The 21,212-nt window shown below is 48.7% G+C and carries 18 protein-coding genes; 15 read left to right on the top strand and 3 right to left on the bottom strand.

Features of this window, described 5'->3' with window-relative positions:
* The first annotated feature begins 121 nt into the window (after positions 1–121).
* The 13 genes from ACR32F_RS17485 to ACR32F_RS17425 all read left to right on the top strand — a co-directional run bounded on the left by ACR32F_RS17485 (position 122) and on the right by ACR32F_RS17425 (position 16,416).
* On the top strand, positions 122–1,444 hold the full coding sequence (locus tag ACR32F_RS17485) for a 5'-deoxyadenosine deaminase (RefSeq protein ID WP_440109131.1): 1,323 nt from the start codon (positions 122–124) through the stop codon (positions 1,442–1,444).
* A 121-nt stretch (positions 1,445–1,565) separates the two neighbouring features.
* Complete coding sequence (locus ACR32F_RS17480) at positions 1,566–2,786, top strand: XdhC family protein (RefSeq protein WP_440109129.1); 1,221 nt, start codon at positions 1,566–1,568, stop codon at positions 2,784–2,786.
* On the top strand, positions 2,752–3,390 hold the full coding sequence (locus ACR32F_RS17475; RefSeq protein WP_440109127.1) for a nucleotidyltransferase family protein: 639 nt from the start codon (positions 2,752–2,754) through the stop codon (positions 3,388–3,390). The genes ACR32F_RS17480 and ACR32F_RS17475 overlap by 35 nt, the downstream gene beginning before the upstream one ends.
* Positions 3,391–3,862: 472 nt before the next feature.
* Entirely contained in the window at positions 3,863–5,164 is a 1,302-nt protein-coding gene (locus ACR32F_RS17470; protein WP_440119927.1) for an MFS transporter, read from the top strand.
* A 371-nt stretch (positions 5,165–5,535) separates the two neighbouring features.
* Complete coding sequence (locus tag ACR32F_RS17465; RefSeq protein ID WP_440109126.1) at positions 5,536–6,450, top strand: FAD binding domain-containing protein; 915 nt, start codon at positions 5,536–5,538, stop codon at positions 6,448–6,450.
* Positions 6,451–6,588: 138 nt separating this feature from the next.
* Positions 6,589–9,015: a molybdopterin cofactor-binding domain-containing protein gene (locus ACR32F_RS17460; protein ID WP_440109124.1), complete on the top strand. Its 2,427-nt coding sequence runs from the start codon at positions 6,589–6,591 to the stop codon at positions 9,013–9,015.
* Complete coding sequence (locus tag ACR32F_RS17455) at positions 9,012–9,554, top strand: (2Fe-2S)-binding protein (protein ID WP_440109122.1); 543 nt, start codon at positions 9,012–9,014, stop codon at positions 9,552–9,554. The genes ACR32F_RS17460 and ACR32F_RS17455 overlap by 4 nt, the downstream gene beginning before the upstream one ends.
* 209 nt (positions 9,555–9,763) lie before the next feature.
* Complete coding sequence (locus ACR32F_RS17450) at positions 9,764–10,117, top strand: hypothetical protein (protein ID WP_440109120.1); 354 nt, start codon at positions 9,764–9,766, stop codon at positions 10,115–10,117.
* Positions 10,118–10,685: 568 nt separating this feature from the next.
* Complete coding sequence (glpX, locus tag ACR32F_RS17445; protein ID WP_440109118.1) at positions 10,686–11,762, top strand: class II fructose-bisphosphatase; 1,077 nt, start codon at positions 10,686–10,688, stop codon at positions 11,760–11,762.
* A 269-nt stretch (positions 11,763–12,031) separates the two neighbouring features.
* Entirely contained in the window at positions 12,032–13,081 is a 1,050-nt protein-coding gene (locus ACR32F_RS17440) for a LacI family DNA-binding transcriptional regulator (RefSeq protein WP_440109116.1), read from the top strand.
* A gap of 36 nt (positions 13,082–13,117) precedes the next feature.
* Positions 13,118–14,290 carry a Gfo/Idh/MocA family protein gene (locus ACR32F_RS17435; protein WP_440109114.1) on the top strand — a complete coding sequence of 391 codons (1,173 nt, stop codon included), beginning with the start codon at positions 13,118–13,120 and terminating at the stop codon, positions 14,288–14,290.
* Positions 14,291–14,478: 188 nt separating this feature from the next.
* Complete coding sequence (locus ACR32F_RS17430; protein WP_440109112.1) at positions 14,479–15,207, top strand: ThuA domain-containing protein; 729 nt, start codon at positions 14,479–14,481, stop codon at positions 15,205–15,207.
* Positions 15,208–15,309: 102 nt separating this feature from the next.
* Complete coding sequence (locus tag ACR32F_RS17425) at positions 15,310–16,416, top strand: Gfo/Idh/MocA family protein (protein ID WP_440109110.1); 1,107 nt, start codon at positions 15,310–15,312, stop codon at positions 16,414–16,416.
* A gap of 84 nt (positions 16,417–16,500) precedes the next feature.
* On the opposite strand, the gene ACR32F_RS17420 is transcribed toward ACR32F_RS17425, so the two are convergent.
* Both ACR32F_RS17420 and ACR32F_RS17415 read right to left on the bottom strand, forming a co-directional pair.
* Positions 16,501–17,319 (bottom strand): SPL family radical SAM protein, encoded by an 819-nt coding sequence (locus ACR32F_RS17420; RefSeq protein ID WP_440109108.1) that lies wholly within the window; start codon positions 17,317–17,319, stop codon positions 16,501–16,503.
* Positions 17,316–17,903, bottom strand: a complete 588-nt coding sequence (locus ACR32F_RS17415) for a bifunctional transcriptional activator/DNA repair enzyme AdaA (protein WP_440109106.1) — start codon at positions 17,901–17,903, stop codon at positions 17,316–17,318. Before ACR32F_RS17415 ends, ACR32F_RS17420 begins: the two co-directional genes overlap by 4 nt.
* Positions 17,904–18,085: 182 nt before the next feature.
* Here ACR32F_RS17415 and ACR32F_RS17410 point away from each other — a divergent pair, with 182 nt between their 5' ends.
* Both ACR32F_RS17410 and ACR32F_RS17405 read left to right on the top strand, forming a co-directional pair.
* On the top strand, positions 18,086–19,066 hold the full coding sequence (locus ACR32F_RS17410) for a Gfo/Idh/MocA family protein (protein ID WP_440109104.1): 981 nt from the start codon (positions 18,086–18,088) through the stop codon (positions 19,064–19,066).
* Between the two features lie 83 nt (positions 19,067–19,149).
* Positions 19,150–20,043: an NAD-dependent epimerase/dehydratase family protein gene (locus ACR32F_RS17405; protein ID WP_440109102.1), complete on the top strand. Its 894-nt coding sequence runs from the start codon at positions 19,150–19,152 to the stop codon at positions 20,041–20,043.
* A 120-nt stretch (positions 20,044–20,163) separates the two neighbouring features.
* On the opposite strand, the gene ACR32F_RS17400 is transcribed toward ACR32F_RS17405, so the two are convergent.
* Positions 20,164–21,192 carry a LacI family DNA-binding transcriptional regulator gene (locus ACR32F_RS17400; protein WP_440119925.1) on the bottom strand — a complete coding sequence of 343 codons (1,029 nt, stop codon included), beginning with the start codon at positions 21,190–21,192 and terminating at the stop codon, positions 20,164–20,166.
* Between the last annotated feature and the right edge of the window lie 20 nt (positions 21,193–21,212).

Raw genomic sequence — 21,212 nt, 5'->3', positions numbered from 1 at the left:
GAGTGGGCTGAGAAATCTGGGGATCACAATGATATAAAGATGAAGGTTGTTCTGTCATCATAGTGGCCAGTGTAAATATGCTTTAGCTGAAATTATATAGATACGGATAGGGGAGATTATCATGGGAACGATCCTGTTGAAAGGCGCACAGCTCGTCACGATGAATGCAGAAGAGGACGTATTTACGGGAGATCTACTGATCGAGGATAACAAAATCAAAGAGATTGCAGAGCATGTCGACGTTCAGGCAGATCAGGTGATTGATGCTCGGGGCAAAGTACTGCTGCCTGGGTTTATCCAGACACATATTCATCTGTGTCAGACCCTCTTCCGCGGACGTGCGGATGATCTGGAATTGATGGATTGGCTCCGCCAACGGATTTGGCCGCTTGAGGCAGCGCATGATGAGGAATCTGTCTATTACTCGGCGATGCTCGGCTTGGGCGAATTGATCTCCAGTGGCACGACAACGATTTTGGATATGGAGACGGTGCATCACACCGATTCGGCTTTCCAGGCGATGGCACAGAGTGGCATTCGGATTATTTCCGGCAAAGTGATGATGGATCATGGAGATGAAGTTCCTGAACCACTGCGAGAAAATACAGCAACTTCGCTGCAACAGAGTGTGGATTTGTTGGAGAAATGGAACGGATTTGGCGGCGGTCGCATTCAATATGCCTTCTGTCCACGTTTCGTCGTATCGTGCACCGAGGAATTGCTGGTCGAGGTACGCGATCTCTCCAATAAGTACCATGTGAAAGTGCACACCCATGCTTCCGAGAATCGCGGGGAGATTGAACTGGTCGAGCATGAGCACGGGATGCGCAACATCGTTTATCTGGATCATATCGGTCTGGCTACCCCAAGACTGGTATTGGCCCACTGTGTGTGGCTGAGTGAGGAAGAGAAGGAGATTATTCGCAAGCGAGGCGTCAAAGTTACCCATTGTCCGGGATCGAATATGAAGCTTTCCTCCGGTATAGCGGATATCCCTGATCTACTGAACCGCCAGATTGCGGTAGGGATCGGTGCTGATGGTGCTCCGTGCAACAACAATCTGGATATGTTCCAGGAGATGCGCCTGACGGCCCTAATTCAAAAGGTTCCTCATGGCCCAACCGTAATGGATGCGCGAACCGTGCTTCGCATGGCAACGATGGGCGGTGCAGAAGTGCTCGGAATGTCCAAGGAGATCGGCAGTCTGGAAGTGGGCAAAAAAGCAGATATGGTGCTGCTGGACTTGGAAGATTTCCATACGTATCCCTCTTATGAGACCGATGTGTATTCTCGCGTAGTTTATTCGGCAACACGCAGCTGCGTGGATACAGTCATTATTGATGGAAGCATTGTACTCAAAAACCGCAAGATTCAAACGATTGACCGTGGCATCGTACTACGCGAATCGGATAAAAGTATTGCAAGATTAATGAAACGAATCTGATCGCGTCTAATCCATAAAACCAATCCCGGCACTTGCCGGAGCAGAGATCCGGGATTTGCTCCTCACGGAAATGTCTTGACTCATATCTTCGCATACTGATTCTTGAAAGGTGGAGACAATTATGGAAATGCATGATCTGTGTGCAATTGCAGCCCGTGAAAAGCGCTGTGTACTTGCGACAGCGGTCAAGGTAGAGGGTCATGCTTACCGCAAGCAGGGGGTCTCTATGCTTTTGACCGATGAAGGTGTCATGTATGGCAGTATTAGTCCAGGATGTCTGGAGAGTGATCTGCAGGTACGGGTGGATCATGTGCTGGATACGGAAGAGCTGCAGCTCGTTGAATATGATATGCGTCCGGAAGATGACCTGTCCTGGGGCGAAACGATTGGCTGTGGTGGGCTAATCGTTATACTGCTTGAGCCTGTCTGCGGTAAGCTCAGATCCATTTTGTCGGAGATGCATTCCTGTTTTCAGTCTGGATCAGCTGTGGAACTAACTCGTTCGTTTCAGCATCGTTATACAAGTATTCAATATGAAATGAAGCTGTCAGATCATGCTGGCGGTCAGGCATCCTCGCGTCCTTCCCTGGTTACGAAGGATGGGGGAGCGAGTAAGGTGGGTCGTATAGAAAAAGCGATTGAAACCAAAGTGGTTGAAATATCCAAGGACCCGGTGGAAAAGTCTCACCTTTCATTGGTGATTCCTGCACATTTTCTTGAATCCTCGAATGCCGTGAATGACCCCAGGAAGAATGGTCTTACCAGAGACAGAGAGGCTTTAGCTGAACCCAATGGCTGGGGTATCCCTTTACAGATTACGTCGATATACCCGCCGAAACCCCGTTTGATTATCATTGGAGCGGGAAACGATGTTATTCCTGTAGCCAGTCTGAGCAGAGCAGCAGGGTTCCGTGTAGTTGTGGGGGATTGGAGAGAATCGTTGTGTACAGCGATGCGTTTCCCGGGAGCGGAGCTTGTGCTTGGTTTCCCTCGTGAGATCATGTCCGTTCTGGAGATCAAAAGTGGGGATTATATCGTACTCATGAGTCATCAATTTCCAAGAGAACGGGAGTTCCTTGAATTACTTGGTGATAGAACCTATTCATATTTGGGTATTATGGGCTCCAGAACACGGACAGCACGTTTGCTGAATGGCCTGCCTCCTTTTGAACACGTGCATTCGCCTGTCGGTTTGACCATAGGGGCTGATGGACCCGAAGAGATTGCAATCAGCATTGTGGCTGAGCTGATCGCTTGCAGACGTACGGGAGCTGCAAAGAGCTGCAATCCACAGAGGGGGATTGCACATGCGACTGACGGGCATAGTGCTCGCGGCAGGTAAGAGCAGCCGACTGGGACGGGATAAACTGTCTGTTAGGATGCCTGATGGCAGGTGTTTGGCTGCCTGGGCATTGGAAGCTGCCTTGAATTCCGATTTGGAACAAATCATCTGTGTGGTTAAACCAGAGGATTCATTGGCATGGATACCCTCGGCACGGCTTAATACGGCATCGTATAGATGTGATAAACAAACGAGACTTCGGATTGCAGTCTGTACCGATTATTCTTATGGTATGGCGATGTCTCTCCACTGTGGCCTTCTGTCGGCTATGGAATACGAGCCAGATGGCGTGATGATGATTTTGGCAGATCAGCCCTTATTGCAAGCTCATGATATCAACAAGGTTGCTGAGGCGTTAGCTGCCAACAAGCTGTGTGATTATGCAGCGGCTACAGATGGTGAAGGGGGTAAACCTCCTGTGGCTTTTCGTGAGCATATGCTGGGGCCTCTTTTGTCGCTAAGTGGAGACGAAGGCGCACGCAAGATTATGCGTAATATCAAGTACTCGGGCACCCATGTACTCTTATCAGATGTTAGCTTTTGGGATGCCGATACCGAACCGGAGTTGGAGCGCATACTGAAATATGTGAATGGGAAAAGATGAATGAAGATCACGGCAGAAGGAGCGATTCCTTGTGTATCATTTCTCGATGTAAAGAGGTCAGCCAGACCATCTGGTTGGCCTCTTTGTTTTTGCATGCCTAGCCAAGCTAGACACAACTTTCCGGTGAAAGTCCTGTCGAGGTAAGAGCCAATTCACCTCGTAGCTGACTGGTAACACTCCGTAAGCCCGAGGATTCAACTCGGTTCTGATAGAAAGGGTATGCCACATAATTGAGTTGGAGACATCTTTAGTAGGAAGATTTTCTTCTAAGATGTTCTTCTTTTTTCTGATGCTGATTTCATAAAAGTGCCTTCTCCCAGTAGCAATATCCCACTGTTCTGGGATTGTAGGCGCATCATACTCTTTTATAATAATAGTAGACACCAAGGGTCAGATCTGCTTTAAAAACTAAGAAAATTTCTATTCAATCCATGAGATAAGTTAAAAGAGGTGTACTTGTATGTCAATAAAAATGATTCAGAATCAAACAAAGAATGAGCGCCTCTTTAAGGCAACTCAGGAATATGTAGTATCCCCCGAGAAGCAACTTCAACTACATAAAAGAACAATGGGGATTGTCATCGTATCTCAAATATTTGGTGGTGCAGGGTTAGCTGCGGGCATCACTGTGGGAGCACTACTTGCTCAGGAGATGCTAGGAACGGACCGTTATGCCGGAATTCCAACATCACTATTTACGTTAGGTTCTGCCGCAGCAGCTCTACTTGTTGGTCGCCTATCTCAACATAAAGGCCGTAGAATAGGCTTGGCCACAGGATTTCTGGCAGGTGGGATGGGCGCGATTGGTGTTGTGCTCGCCGCTATATTCAATAATCTGCCGCTACTCTTTATTTCATTGTTGGTCTATGGTGGAGGTACTGCCACAAACATGCAAGCACGTTATGCTGGTACAGATCTGGCATTGCCAACGGAACGAGCAAAAGCGATAAGCATGGCTATGCTTTTCACTACGTTCGGTGCGGTTGCCGGTCCAAACCTAGTAAATGCAATGGGGAGATTTGCTACTTCCGTGGGTGCTCCAGCATTGTCAGGACCGTTCATGCTGGCGGCAGTCGCATATATTGTAGCTGGTTTGGTATTACTCATTTTTCTGCGACCTGATCCATTCTTCGTTGCCAAGGCAATTGCGGAGGCTAAATTAGTAAAAGAAAGGCTTAATGGCACAGAAAAATCGGAGAAAATGATACCAAGCGTCCAAAAACGTGGTATCATCATTGGCTCAACAGTCATGATTCTTACTCAGATTGTCATGGTTGCCATTATGATAATGACTCCTGTTCATATGAATCATCACGGACATGGAATAAGCGACGTGGGAATTGTCATCGGTATTCATGTTGCTGCTATGTATCTGCCTTCTTTGATTACCGGCATCCTCGTCGATAAACTTGGACGCACAGTGATGTTTTATGCTTCTGGTGTGACATTGCTATTGGCAGGATTACTTGCTGCTTATGCGCCTGGAGACTCTTTGATGTTATTTATTCTAGCATTAACTCTTCTAGGTCTAGGGTGGAATTTCGGTTTAATCAGTGGAACTGCTGCCATAATCGATGCAACTCCACCCCAAGTTCGTGCGAAGATCCAAGGTAAGGTGGATGTGTTGATTGCTTTAGCAGGAGCATCTGGAGGTGCGATGTCCGGTATGATTGTAGCACAAACCAGTTTTTCCACACTCTCATTGATTGGAGGGTTCCTATCCCTACTGCTTATTCCCGTAGTCGTGTGGTCACGAACCAAACAACAAGACTGAAAGACAGAAGAGGTGTTATTTTAATTTCCTATAGTGACCCATAATAGCCGATTGCTCAAAATGAGCAATCGGCTATTATGCATGCTCAGGGAGATCGTGATGGGCCATTATATGACGACTTCAACTGTCCTCCAATGAAATTCCAGTTTCCTACTCTGCTTCTATATGTAGAATGAAATGTTTTGTGTTAGCTTTCTGAGATTAGATCATGCATGAGGCACAAATTGATTAGCTAATTTATACATTTATCCAAAAGCATGTGAAGGTAATTGACGTTATATCTGTAGTCCCATATGATTTGAAGAATTATTTGGATCATCCGGTCACTGCCAACGCCCCGCAGATTCAAGAAAGAGAAAGGGGATGGAACGATGGTTATGCCAGCATATGGCTCGGGAGCGATGCCAACAGTATGGCAGCCTGAAGACTTGGAAGAACTTCAGGATTTGAAGAACAGGCTGAAGGGAACGTATGGTTTCGCGGCAGGCGGAACATTGCTGAGAACCCAGTGGGAAGGAGGCCTAGTTCCTACACCTGAACACATGATTAGCCTTGCACGTCTTCCGAATACGAGCGGAGTACAGTTTGATGGAGATCAACTGGTGATCGGTGCACTGACCCGGTTGAATCCATGTGCGACAAACACATTGATTCAACAACTACCGTTACTGCAAGAAGCGGTGCATACCATAGCTGCCCCCTCTATTCGCAATGTGGCAACGATTGGGGGAAATATTGTATCAGGTGTAGGGGACACCATCCCGGCGCTGCTAGTATACGACGCACAGCTGCACTGGATGACGGATCAGGGCATGGAGACTCGCAGCTTGTCTGCCTGGTTGAGTGGAGGAACTGACGGCAGTCGCAACCCGAATGATGTGTTAATCGCCATTCATATCCCGATGAAGAATGCATCTCGGGTTGATATTGATAGCCAACCGATCCCTGTTGCACGAGAGATTTCATTTTACCGCAAACTGGGTCGGCGGGAGACATTCACTGCGTCGCTCGTGACGATTGCTTTTCACGGCGAAGTTGGCGCAGATGGACGTTGGAAGAACGTTGCGATAGCCGCTGGGGGAGGTTCAGGTATGGCGATGAGGCTTCCGGAGTCGGAACGGTTACTCCGTAGTGGTGAGATCTCCGCAATGCAGGTGGCAGCTCTGGGAACCTCGGCAGCTTCGGAATTCTTGACTTACGGAGATGCATTCGCTACGGAACGGTACCGCAAGCAGACAGCCGGCAATATGCTTGGGGCTGGACTCTGGGAAGCACTTTACTCCTAGGCGATCAATGTCTCTCTGAAGAGGCGAAGCCTAAGCCTATGTAAATTGAACTAAACATTTACACGAAAACGGAGCGGGCAGAAATAACCTGGAAAAGCGGAGCTAAAAGCTTTCTGAAAGAAAAAAGGGGGAGAGATCATGCTGCTGAATCGGGAACGTAGTGGAAAACGCTGGCATCTGCGCCCAGATGGGATAGGCAAAGTGACAGGACAGCTTCAATATCTGACAGACATGACCTTGCCCGGAATGTTATACGGAAGGGTGCTGCGAAGCTCATACCCCTATGCACGCATATTGTCTATAGATATTACCGCTGCTGAGGCCATGGAAGGTGTATTTGCCGTTCTGACATCCAAGGATATACCGGGCTTGAATCGATTTGGCATTGCTACTCCGGATCAGCCTGTATTTTGCGAGGACGTTGTACGTTATGTCGGGGATGCCATTGCTGCGGTTGCTGCGGATTCACCCGAACGTGCGGCACTTGCTCTGGATGCGATTCGGGTAGAGTATCAGGAATGGACCCCGCTGGACAGCACAGAGGCTGCATTGGCCCCTGGCGCGCCAGAGCTACATGAACATGGACCGGGCAATGTACTGCATCGCACTGAAATCAAACGAGGGAGTGTCGAAGAAGCCTTCGCTACATGCGAACATGTCGTGACGGAAACCTATTATACGCCACGCCAGATGCATGCCTATATGGAAACGGAGGGCGGGTTGTTTGTTCCTGATGAAGAAGGAAGACTTCATGTGTATGCGGCCACACAACATGGGTACAAGGATCGGATGCAACTTGCGCGTATTATAGGCTGTCCCGAAGAGGATATACGGGTTATCTCGTCTCCTATTGGTGGTTCATTTGGCGGTAAAGATGAACTGAATGTACAGCCTTACGGTTCGCTTCTGGCTCTGAGGTGTGGACGCCCGGTGAAGATGCACAATTCACGCAAAGAATCCGTGCGTGCAGGCTTGAAGCGGCACCCGATGAAAATTGAAATGCAGACCGGGATCAGCCGTGAAGGCATCCTTCAGGCTCACCGGGTTCGCATTACAGCTGACACTGGAGCATATGCCACACTGGGGGCCCCTGTTTTGAATTTTTGCACAGAGCACTGCCTTGGACCTTACTCCATTCCCCATGTGGATGTGGAGGGCATCTCGGTTTATACGAATAATGGTGTGTCGGGGGAGTTTCGTGGATTTGGCGGCAATCAGGCCATCTTTGCAATGGAAGGCCAGATGGATCGACTCGCCGAGATCATGCAGATGGACCCATGGGAGTTTCGTAGACGTAATATGAGGCAAAAGGAAGATCCAGGACCGTTGAATCAACGGATATTGGTCACAGATGGATTGTCGCAAGTATGGGAGGCCATGGATCGCTCTGAATTATGGCAAAAACATCAGCATCCACCGGCATACCCTTCCCTGCTTCCCTGGATTAAACGGGGTGTAGGGGCGGCTATTGCCATGCACGGTGCCGGACTCGGTTACGGCATTCCCGATCCGGCGGGTGGACGTCTATCCCTGAATCCAGAAGGCAAAATTGAAGTGGCATTCAGTTACGAAGAATTCGGTCAGGGTCTTATTGCAACTCTCGAAATCATGCTATGTGATCTGTTCCAGTGCAGCACTTCGGATCTGAGCATTATCATCGGGGATACAGATCGGGTCCCGCATAGCGGTTCAAGTACCGCTTCGCGTTCGACAACGATGGCCTGGATGGCACTTCAGCGATTACAGACCCCATTTCGTTCCAGACTCTTGGAAGTAGCATCCGTATTGTCATCTATCCCGGCAGATGAGCTGGTGACAGGGCCTGGCGGTGTATGGCGCAGAGGGCAGCTGCCTACAGAAGTTACAGGCGAGACAATAGCTATGTCCCCGGTAATAATCGGAGACACGGATGAACGGATGAGTGGGATCACAGAGGCACTGGATACTGCGAATAACATTGCGAATGATGCGGCGCTGACATCCGGAGTTGTTGTTTCTTATGAGGATCTGGTGAAGCAGGGTGAAGCCGATGAATGGATTTTTGATACTCATTTCGAATATCCGACTACGCCGGACAATGTGGTTGGCGGACATTATTTGTATACGTACGCCGCGGTTGCTGCAGAGGTAGAAGTGAACACGTTAACCGGAGAAGCCAAATTGCTGGATACACGTCATGTGGTTGCTGCAGGCCCTGTTATTAATCCCATGGGCTTCATCGGGCAGATTGAGGGTGGCAGTGTGATGGCGCTTGGATTTACATTAACCGAGGATGCGGTTATGCAAGACAGCCGATATGTAACAACCAATCTGGATACGTATCTGATCCCAACCATTCGAGATATTCATACCAACCTGGAGGTGGAGGCGATTGAAGACCTGCCCGAAGGGGATTCATTTGGGCCGAGGGGAATTGGGGAGATCGGTTCCGTAGCACTTGCCCCGGCGATAACAGCGGCAATTCATCAGGCTACAGGTGTATGGGTGAACCGTCTGCCCGTTACGCGAGAAGAATTGATGAAACCACTGGATGTACCACTACAGGAAGGGGTGAGTCCAGCATGAGTGAACCTCTGGGCAACAACTGGACAGCGCTCGTGAATGGCGAAGAGAAACATTTGCACATTGCCCAGACGACTCGCCTTGTCGATGTGCTGCGGACTCATCTGAATCTAACCGGAACGAAAGTATCCTGCGAAGTTGGCCGCTGCGGTGCATGTATGGTGCTGATGGATGGAGAACCGATTAATTCTTGTCTAGTTATGGCGTATCAATGTGCAGGCCGTGAGATAACAACGATTGAGGGCTTGCATGGTGACGAGGCAGGCAGTCTGCATCCGATTCAACAGGCTTTTATAGAAGAAGGCGGATTCCAGTGTGGTTACTGTACCCCGGGGATGGTGATTTCCACCAAAGCGCTGCTGGATCGTCATCCTCAGCCTACTCAGGAACAGATCGAAACAGGATTGTGTGGCAATTTGTGCCGATGTACCGGGTATGGAGGAATTCTTCGAGCCGTACGAAAAGCTGGAGAAACCTGGACATCCCCATGTTCTTTTACAACGAAGAGAGAAGAAGGGCATGAACTAGATTTAGTTGAATAACGGCGTAAAGAAGACCGGGTACTGGAGTATATCTCTGCTTCGCCCGGTCTTTGTTGTCTAAGGATAAATGGACAATGTCCATCTAACCTAGTCGAATAATTCTGAGTACCATTATTGCAATGAAGTAGTTACAGGGATTTATTATAATAGAATGAATGTTATGGAGATAAGTATAGCGTTTTATCTCTAAAACGATTAGGAGGGCTTACATGTCCCTTTGGAGTGCATCCCGCATTTTCTTACTTTTACTTGTTGTGCTGTTGCTCACGAGCTTCCAGACTCTTCAGGGGGAGCTTGAACTTAAACCGTCTATCTCAATGAATGAACTGCAGGCCTTTGCTGAGAACGGAGATCAACTAGGATGGGATGATTTTGCAGCATACGCTTATGAAGATGAAGGATCAGGACTATATATCCGCATGTTTTCAATTGAAGGTGGGCATCAATTACTGGTCATTGGCAAAAGTTTGGATCGACAACCTGATCATGTGTATGTCAAACATAAAGATGGTAAGCAAATCGACCTTTTGAAAGAAAACATCGAAAAAGCGAATCTTTTTTAACGTAATAAATATTATGTAAACTTATTATTTTTGATGGCCTCCATAAGCTGTATCTATATGGCTAATTACGTTTAAGAGGTGATATTGGCGGAGTTTCTGAGGGTTTTAGTACGAAATTCGGAAGGGAAAGTCACCATTTACGATTACTTTAATAAGGTTATATTAGCTGTATAGCTGGTCTGATTTCTCTTTTTTAAATCGTTTTCGATGCAAGGCGATAAGGGAGGGTTTGTCCTCTATAAATGCTATTTCAGTGTTTTATTTATGTTGTTTAATGAAGTTAATGCGATAATTATTTCTTCTTTCAAGCTTAACATCATTAATATGGAATTTTGAGGGATAAAAGGTAATTTGGATCTTATAAGAAGGCGTTATTTGATCAAATAGATCTAAAGAAACGCTTGCTTAAAGGGAAGTGATTTTGTTCATTTGAGGAACTGCAATAAAAAGGATATATTCCCCAAAACGAGGCCGCTGCGCCTATTTTAGATCAATTTCATATGGATTTGCGATGGATTTAGTACCGCTTTCAATGTATGCTTTGGGAAATTGGAAAGGAAGTGGGAAAATGGAACGCGAACTGGCGTTGGAAATTGTCCGAGTAACAGAATTGGCTGCGTTAGCTTCAGCACCCTGGATGGGGCGGGGCGACAAGAACAGTGCAGATGAAGCGGCTACTTTGGCTATGCGCGCCATGTTCGATTCCGTGTCCATTCGCGGCACGGTGGTTATCGGTGAAGGAGAAATGGATGAAGCACCCATGTTGTATATCGGCGAGCAAGTTGGTAACGCTGAGGGGCCCGAGGTGGATGTGGCAGTAGATCCATTGGAAGGTACAGAGATTGTAGCCAAGGGTCTGAACAACGCTTTATCGGTTATTGCAGTGGCGGGAAAAGGCAACCTGCTCCACGCACCGGATATGTATATGGAGAAGCTGGCTGTAGGTCCGGCTCTGGTGGGTAAGGTCAGTATTGAAGACCCGGTTGAGGTGACATTGGAGAAGGCAGCTGCCGCATTGAACAAAAATATCTCGGATCTGACCGTTATGATTCTGGACCGGGTCCGGCATGAGAGTACAATCAAAACGCTGCGCAAAGTTGGTGTACGTATCAAGTTTCTCAGTGATGGCGATGTTGCTGGCGCGATGGCACCAGCCTTCCCGGAGGCGGGAATTGATCTGTATGTCGGATCAGGCGGGGCGCCGGAAGGGGTGCTTGCTGCCGCAGCACTGTCCTGCCTGGGGGGCGAGATTCAAGGTCGCCTGATGCCTGCCAATGCAGACGAATTCCAGCGCTGCTTGCAGATGGGAATCGACAATCCCTATAAAGTATTAACGATGCAGGATATGATCGGCACGGAAGATGTTATTTTTGCAGCAACAGGTGTGACTCCCGGTGAGATTCTTGGCGGTGTGCGTTACCTTGCAGATGACCGGGCAGAGACCGATTCCATCGTCATGCGTGCCAAAACCAAAACGATCCGTTTCATTCGTTCCCAGCATTTCCTCCCTAATAAGGAAGTGTTGCATAAAGTAAGGCAGCTTCAATCCACCCCAGAACCTTCGGATCGCGTGTCGAGTCAGGTGACCATGCTGGAGCAGGCTGAATACAGTCAATCGGCGGTGGATAACGGTGTGACGACCTAATCTAGCCATGCCTAAAGCTCGCTTGTTTCTGCGCCATAACACTTTAATCCCATGTGCTAGAGTAGGAGCTATGGAACAAGACATCAACTATACATGACAAGTGCAGGATGGGGAATCTGTTCATACAGATTTCCATCCTTTTTTTTATGTTAAAAGCATTGACAACGGTTACAACACATGAGAAAATGTACGCGCGTACATAAATATTATTTTTTAAACATTTGTATCTAATTTTCAATATTTACAGGTAACGTGAAGGAGGGGGACCTATGGCATCGCGTAAAGAAGTAGCCGATCTGGCAGGTGTTTCTGAGGCTACAGTATCCCGCGTGCTTAATGGTGTTGGTCCTATTAAAGAGGAGACCCGACGCAAGGTAATTGAGGCTTCCGAGCAGCTAGGTTACGTGCCCAGCGCGCTGGCCCGCAGCTTTGCGAGAAGCAAAAGCGGAAATATGGGTGTTGTCCTACCCTATGTGCCGAAGGCGCATTTGTTCTCTGCATATTTCTTCTCGGAAATGCTAAGCGGCATTGGGAACAAAGCCAGAGATAGCGGTATGGATCTGCTGGTCATGTTCAGGACACCCGGTGAAGTGATGAGTTATACGGATCTGTTCCGGCGCCAGAAAGTGGATGCATGCATCATCCTGGGAGCCAGAGAAGATGACGGAGAACGGGCGGCTATACAGCAGCTTCATCAGGAAGGGCACCCCTACTGTGTGATGAACCAGCATTTTGCAGGAGAATCCTTCATGGAAGTGGATGCCGATCATGTGGAGGGCAGCAGGCTTGCCATACATCACCTTACGGAACAGGGGTACCGGAATATTGCGTTTCTCAATGGCCCGGATAGTTACTCCAACAGCCAGGAGCGGCTTCAGGGCGTTCAGATTGGATTGAAAGAAGCCGGGATGAGTACACAGCCCAGCCTGGTGTTGGAGGGGAATTATAGTCGACGAAGCGGAATGGAGGCAGCTGGCATCATTGCAGCCCGGCTTGGCGAAATAGATGCCGTCTTTGCGGCAAATGACCGGATGGCGATCGGCGTCATGCAGGGTTTGCGTGAACGTGGGATCAGCGTCCAGGATTTCCCGGCTTTTGTGGGTTACGATGACTCCGATGCCGCCGAGATGGCGGTTCCGCCACTGAGCAGTGTCAGGGTCCCTTTTTATGAAATGGGGGAACTGGCCGCATCCAAGCTGATCCATGGTTCATTGGGCATAACCCCTCCACCCGGGGAGTCAGGGCACACCTCAGAAACATCGGTAAGGCAATTGTTGCCCACGGAGCTAGTTATCCGGGCTTCTTCGCTCCGTCATTAGTATGAAGTAACTTATATTCCAAAGGAGGAAATGACCATGTCAAATCGTCTTCGTGTCGGAATGGTTGGATACAAATTTATGGGGAAGGCCCATAGCAACGCTTATCGCAGTCTGCCCATGTTTTTCCCGTCAGCGCCTTTGCAGCCTGAGATGTCAGTGATCTGTGGACGTAATGAACAGGGAGTTCAGGAAGCCGCTAGCCAGTTCGGCTGGTCAGAAAGTGTAACAGACTGGCGTGAATTGGTGCGTCGTGATGACATCGATCTGATTGATATCAACGCACCAAGTGATGCCCATAAGGAAATTGCACTGGAAGCCGCGCGTCAGGGTAAACATCTGTTCTGTGAAAAACCGCTGGCACTGTCACTCGCTGATTCGCGGGAAATGCTTCAGGCTGCGGAAGAAGCGGGCGTTGCCCATATGGTCGGGTTCAACTATCGTTTCTCCCCGGCGGTACAGCTGGCAAAGGAACTGGTGGAGAGCGGGCGATTGGGTAAAATCTATCATTTCCGCGCGTTTTTCCTTCAGGATTGGATTATGGACCCTTCGTTCCCGCTGGTATGGCGCTTGCAAAAAGAAGTAGCAGGTTCTGGCTCGCATGGCGACCTTGGCGCACACCTGATCGATCTGGCACGTTTTCTGGTAGGCGAATTCAAGGAAGTGATCGGTATGAGTGAGACGTTCATCAAAGAACGCCCGCTTGCATCGGAAATGACCGGACTTAGTGCAAAAGGCAGTTCAAGTGCAGATGCACCTATGGGTGAAGTGACGGTAGATGATGCCACATTGTTCCTGGCACGATTCGCTGATGGGGCGCTCGGCAGCTTTGAGGCAACACGTTTTGCAGCGGGTCACCGCAGTACGAACTCCTTTGAGATCAACGGCAGTCTGGGCAGCGTCCGATTTGATTTTGAACGGATGAATGAACTGGAAGTGTATTTTACGAAGGATGAAGAAGATGTGCAGGGCTTCCGCCGTGTTCTGGCTACCGATCCAGCGCACAAATATGCCGAAGCCTGGTGGCCTGCGGGACACACGATTGGATTCGAGCATACGTTCACGCATGAAATGCTGGAGCTGGTGACCGCAATCTCTGAAGGCCGTCAGCCTGAGCCAAGTTTCCATGATGGTGTTGCCTGTCAAGCGGTACTTGAAGCAGTGGAACGTTCCGTTACAGAGCGGCGCTGGGTTTCACTTGAAGAGATGTAACTGTTCAATTGCTGGGAAAGTGAACAGTTACATCTTGATAGCACTTGTTCTCATTTGAAATTTGAATGGCACTTATATGAAATGAAATGAAATGTACTCGAACTGGATATTGGCCGCTGAGAGGTTTGGAGTCGGCAAAAGGTTAGAGAGCATGACAATACGTAACTTGAGAAAGCGAGTGATAGGTGATGAGCAAAGCACTAATCGTATGGGGCGGTTGGGATGGACATGAGCCGGAGCAGGTAGCTGGGATTTTTGAACGCATTTTGAAGGAAGAACAATTCGAGGTTGAAGTCTCGGACACACTGAATGCTTATGCGGATGCCGAGAAACTGCTGGGTCTGGATCTGATCGTTCCGCTGTGGACGATGGGACAGATTGAACAGGAGCTGGTCAATAACGTATCTGCTGCTGTTCAGAGCGGAGTAGGTCTGGCGGGGATTCATGGCGGAATGTGCGATGCGTTTCGCAACAACGTTGACTGGCAGTTCATGACGGGTGGACAGTGGGTTGCGCATCCGGGGAACGACGGCGTGGAGTATACGGTGAACATGAAGCGTGGCTCCAGTCCGCTCTTGGATCATATTGAAGATTTCCAGGTGAAAAGTGAACAGTACTACTTGCATGTTGACCCTGCTGTAGAAGTGTTGGCCACAACACGCTTCCCAATCGTTAACGGGCCTCATGCGGCGAATGGCCCAGTGGATATGCCTGTCGTATGGACCAAACGCTGGGGTGCAGGCCGTGTATTCTACAACTCGCTCGGACACCATGCAGATATCGTGGAGATGAAACAAGTGACGGAAATGATGCGCAGTGGTTTCAAATGGACTGCCGCAGGAAAAGCACTTGCAAAGACTCGTACGGATGCAGCCGCCGAGGTATATACGGGCATGGCCGATAACCAAAGTCACTAATACATTCTCATCTGTTCAGATGATATATTTACCCACATTACAGCGAGCAGAATGTTGTTCCGCATCGCATGATGAAGTGGGAATTACGAAGGGAGTCCCGGCATGAAAACAATGAAAGTTGGTATTATTGGCTGTGGTAAAATCAGCGGTATTTATATGGAAAACTGTCACCGATTCGAGGTGCTCGATCTGGTTGCGGTTGCGGATCTGGACCGGAAACGGGCCGAGGAGCAGGCTGCTGCCTATAACGTGCCAAACGTATATACGGTAGATGAAATGTTGGCGAATCCCGAGATCGATCTGATTATCAATCTGACGATTCCTGCCGTTCATGCAGATGTGTGTCTGCGGGCACTTGAAGCAGGTAAACATGTTTATGTGGAAAAACCACTTGCCGTTACGCGGGAAGAAGGGCAGGCCGTGCTTGAAATGGCGAAGCGTAAAGGTCTGCTCGTAGGCTGTGCCCCAGAGACGTTCTTCGGCTCTGGCATCCAGACTGCACTTAAGCTGGTGGAGGATGGTGTCATTGGCAAACCCGTGGCGGCAACTGCATTTATGATGGCTCGCGGGCATGAACACTGGCATCCCGATCCAGAATTTTATTATGCTGCTGGCGGTGGGCCGATGTTTGATATGGGTCCTTACTACCTCACTGCGTTGGTACAACTGTTGGGACCGATTCAGGCGATTGCAGGCATGACGGGGAAAGCGATGGAAGAGCGCACCATTACCAGTGAGAAAAAAAGAGGCCAGACCATCCCGGTCGAAATTCCGACGCATGTGGCGGGATTGTTGCAGTTCGAACAGGGTGCCATTGGTACGCTGATTACCAGCTTTGACATTTTTGGCGGAAGTACACTGCCACCAATTGAGATATATGGCACACATGGCACTTTGCAAGTGCCAGATCCCAACACCTTTGGCGGCCCGGTTCGATACCAATTGATGGGTGAGCGGGAGTGGACGGAAGTGCCTCTGCTTCCCGGATATCAGGAGAATACACGTGGAATCGGTGTAGCCGATATGGCATATGCTGCGAGCAGTGGGCGTGCACACCGGGCGAGTGGAGAACTGGCCTACCATGTGCTTGAAGCCATGTGGGCGTTCCATGATTCTTCAGATGAACAAGTGTTCTATAAAATGAAGAGTACATGTCAGCGCCCGGCTGCCCTGCCGGCAGATCTGCCATTGTACACATTGGATCAATAATCGAACAATACAGTCTGTATACCAACTATAGCCCTGACTCCCGATATGAGGGAAGCAGGGCTGTTTTTTTATATCCAAGCATGATCACGGTTCGAAACCGGCCTGACTGATCCAGATCTCATTCTCCGCAAAATGCTCCTTCATTCGTTGGACTACAATGTTGTAAGCCTCCGGTCTGTACCAATCTTCCTCACCCACTTGCTGGTAAAACGATTCCATACCAAGTCTTCGCGTTCGCTTGCCCTCACTGCCATCTCCCATAAAGTAGTCGTCAATACATACCCTCTCGACAAGCGGTCTCAGGATGGCTGCAAAGTTATCGCTACTAGGTAACACAGGTGCAATGGCTACCTGTGTGGGGATTCCGGCATCCCGCAATTGTTCCAGTGCACGCAATCTGCCGGCAATTGGCGGAGCTGAAGGGCTGAAATGCTTGCGCATTTCGTCCAGGTCTGTTTCCACAGTCATGCTGACACGTACTCGGTCACCTAACTGCTGCAACAGGTCGATATCACGGGTTACCAGGGGACTTCGGGTCTGAACTAATATAAAATCTGGTGTATGTTCAATCATGATTTCAAGTAAAGAACGTGTAATTTGCTCTTTATACTCGACTGGTTGATAGGGGTCTGTGCTCGACGACATAAAGATGGTGACTTTGCCTTTGGCTTGTGCACGCTGCAACTCCTTGGCAAGCACTGTGGCCGCTTCCTGTTTAATATCAACCCAGCTCCCCCAGGGTTCTTTACGAAATAGAGATACGGGCATTTGTCTTACGTAACAGTAAGAACATCCGAAAGAGCATCCTGTGTAGGGATTTAGTGTGTGCGAATACCCTTTCAGGAACCCCGTCCCTTTATTCAGCAACGTTTTGGGTACTTTATATAGGAGATTGGTTTTCATAATTTGCCTTTCTTCTGCTCACGGTAAATTGCAGGTGTGCGTCCCGTGGTTTTGCGAAATACAGAAATAAAATAAGCCGGGTTGGATATACCCACATGGCGGCCAACCTCAGCGATGTGGAGCTGCGTGCCAGTCAGTAACCTCTTCGCCTCAGTTATGCGTTTGTCCTGAATATATTGAACCGGGGTCATGCCCGTTATCCGTTTGAATACCCGATGCAGATGATAGGGACTTCCGTGACTTACACTCGCAAGCAGATCCAAAGTAAGAGGTTCCCCATAATGATGCTCGATATAGTTGGTTACGACCGATATCCATTCCTGATCCGGGACCCGTTGACCTGTTGGTTTGCACCGTTTGCATGGTCTGAACTCCCGTGTTAACGCTTCTTCGACATCGGAAAATATGAACACATTCTCCACATTGGGTGCTTTTGACTTACAGGAAGGCCGGCAAAAAATGCCTGTCGTCTTGACGCCATAATAGAATATTCCGTCATAAGAGACATCATTTTCGATGATGGCTTTCCAGTACTTTTCATCTATAGAAAGTGAATTTAATATATGCTTTGTATGACTAACCATAGGATCACCTCCATTCTTATTATACCCCGCATCCCATACGGATCAACGAGTTACCCATTGAAAAAGCAAGATATCAATAGGATAGGAAAACACACTCCCTTCATTCTGAATGAAATATAGGCTACAATATACAGGACAAGTAAACGGGTTATGACATCAGATAACGAAAGAGGTAGGTAAGAATGGTTCGTTTCGGCGTGGTAGGTACCAACTGGATTACAGAAAGGCTCCTTGAAGCCGCTGCACAGGTAGAAGGATTCGAATTGACGGCAGTTTACTCAAGAACAGAAGATAAAGCTAATGCATTTGCTGATAAATATCATGCTGCACATCGGTTCACTAATCTTGAAGAGATGGCGGCAAGTGATGGAATTGATGCTGTATATATTGCGACACCGAATACGGTTCATGCGGAGCAGGCGGAGCTATTTCTGAGAAACGGTAAACATGTATTATGCGAGAAGCCTTTGGCTGCGAATAGCGCGGAAGTCCAGCGTATGGTGGATACAGCCCGTGAAAATCAAGTTTTGCTCATGGAAGCGATGAAGTCGACCCTTGTTCCCCAATTCAAATTAGTGCAATCCAACCTGCATAAAATTGGTCCGGTCCGCAAATATATAGCAGGTTACTCCCAGTATTCCTCGCGATACGACAAGTATAAGGAGGGGATAATCCTCAATGCGTTCAAGCCTGAACTCGCCAATGGCGCGTTGATGGATCTCGGTGTATATTGTCTCTATCCGCTGATTACGCTGTTCGGTGCACCGAATAAAGTCCAATCCCAGGCGATGATGCTAAAATCGGGAGTGGATGGTCAAGGCAGCGTTATACTGGAATATGATGAGATGGATGCGATAGTTACGTACTCCAAAATCTCCAATTCTCATGTGCCAAGTGAAATTATGGGGGAACGGGGCAGTATCATCATTGATAAGATAGGCTCTCCTGAACATGCGGAGATTCGATATAATGACGGTACGGTGGAGCAACTGACGGCAGAACAGATTCATCCGGCGATGTACTATGAAGTAGAAGAGTTCGTGAATTTGGTTCAGCAGGGCAAAAAGGAATCGGACATGAACACGCATGAGCGCTCGTATGTCACTATGCAGGTAATGGATCAGATCCGGCAGCAGATTGGTCTTGTTTTTCCTAACGATTAATTCAGGACAAAACAGTCCATTCTTCATGATGAAGGTTAATATATTTAAAATCGTACACCAGAACGGGGTAGGAGGGTTATCGAATGAAAAAGGTACTTATACTTGGCGGGACGCGCTTCTTCGGAAAACGTCTGGTTGATCACTTGCTGTGGGAAGGAAAATCACAGATTACGGTTGCTACCCGCGGCAAAACAGACGTGGACTTCGGACCTGAGGTGAATCGGATCAAAATGGATCGCGAAGATCCGGAATCTCTGGCTGAGGTTGCGCAAACGGACATGTGGGATATCGTCTATGATAACATTTGTTACTCGCCGGATGCGGCGAAGTCGGCATGTGAAGCCTTTGCTGGGCGCACCCAAAGATATATTTTGACATCAACACTCTCTGTGTATGGTGATCCCAAGCCCGGATTTTCAGAAGGGGATTATGACCCGTATACATATCCATTGCAATATGGGAGCCATGAGGATTTCTCTTATGGAGAAGGTAAACGGCTTGCTGAAGCTGTATTTTTCCAGGAAGCGGATTTCCCGGTGGCGGCGATGCGCATTCCGATTGTACTCGGAATCGATGATTATACACGAAGACTTCATTTTCATATCGAGCATGTACAAAAAGGAAAACCCATTGGCATGCCGAATCCGGATGCCGAGATTGGATTCATCAATTCCACCGAAGCTGCGAGATTTCTCGCCTGGCTTGGGCATTCCTCTGTCACTGGACCAGTGAATGCGGCTTCCAAAGGTACAATTACGCTATCCGCCATGATGAAACTGATCGAAACGGTAACAGGCATGCAGTCACAGGTATTGTCCGAAACAATGAAGGAAGATATGTCGCCTTTTGGCATCTCGGAGTCGTGGACGATGGATACGTCCAAGGCAGAGCAGGCCGGGTATACATTTGAAGCTTTGATGGACTGGTTCCCGGGTCTGGTTCGTGAAGTGGCTCTCGCGCTTCAGTCCGAGGGCTGATTCGAATCAATGTCTGGCATATCCACGATAGACAAACAGGATGCAGTCAGAGAGAAATCTCCGATGCGTCCTGTTTGTGGTTCTCTTTTACCAAAGAAAGGTTCTCAAATTCGACCTGATTCAATCCAGGTATTCAGTTTGTCCAGAAGGAGCAGAGGCTGAGGCACGTATGCGCAGTTCGGATGGCATAATGACCGTTTGGGGCTCCGGCGGAGCCTTGCCTTCAATGCGGTCAATCAACATCTGCATGCCAATGGCCCCGAAGTCGTATGCGGGTTGTGCAGCAACGGTGAGGAAGGGATCAAAGGCGGAAGCCAGATCCAGATCATCAAAACAGACGACAGAGATATCGTCAGGCACACACAGTCCCCGTTTACGCAAAAGTCGAATGACACCTATGGCGAGCATGTTATTTGCTGCAAAAATGGCTGTAGGTTTGTTCTGCTGTGCTAGCAGTCGGTCGATACCCTCTTCATCGCTGAAATCGCGGTAACCGGTTCGAAGAATGAGAGCCGAATCGACAGGAAGACCGGCTTCCTGCAATCCCTGTATGTAACCTTCTTCCCGCAGCCTGGCCGTCGAAACCTCGGAAGAACCGTTGACCAGCGCAATGCGGCGATGCCCCAAATCTGTCAGGTATCGAATTAGTTGAAGCGCACCTTCCCGACTGTCTCCGGCAATCACATCGGAAGTGATACCAGGTACGGTCCGATCCAAAATGACAAAGGGTATATTACGTCCATGCAATTGATTCAGGTGAGGGATTGAACGATCCCCCGCAGGTGCAAACAGCACACCATCCACGCGTGTAGACAGAATCGTATCCACATAATCTTTTTCCTTGTTGTAGTCTTCATCGCTGTTAGCGAACAACAGCCGGTATCCGCGAAGATTGGCTGCATCTTCGGCACCACGGGCCAGGGTGGTATAGAAGGGATTGGTAATATCGGTAATCAGCAGGGAGAGCATCTGGGTGCGTTGAAGCACAAGACTGCGTGCATTCGAGTTCGGAATGTATCCCAATTCTTCAATGACCTGTTGTACACGTTCTCGTGTAGCAGGGCTAATGCGCCCGGTATGATTAATGACTTTGGAGACGGTCATGGCGGAGACGTTGGCTTTTTTGGCAATATCATAAATGGTGATCAATGGAATCGAACCTTTCCGCA

The organism is Paenibacillus hebaui (assembly GCF_051934385.1).
Taxonomy (GTDB): domain Bacteria; phylum Bacillota; class Bacilli; order Paenibacillales; family Paenibacillaceae; genus Paenibacillus.
Note: the sequence above shows the minus strand (reverse complement) of the source record. Positions and strands in the feature narration are given on the sequence as shown.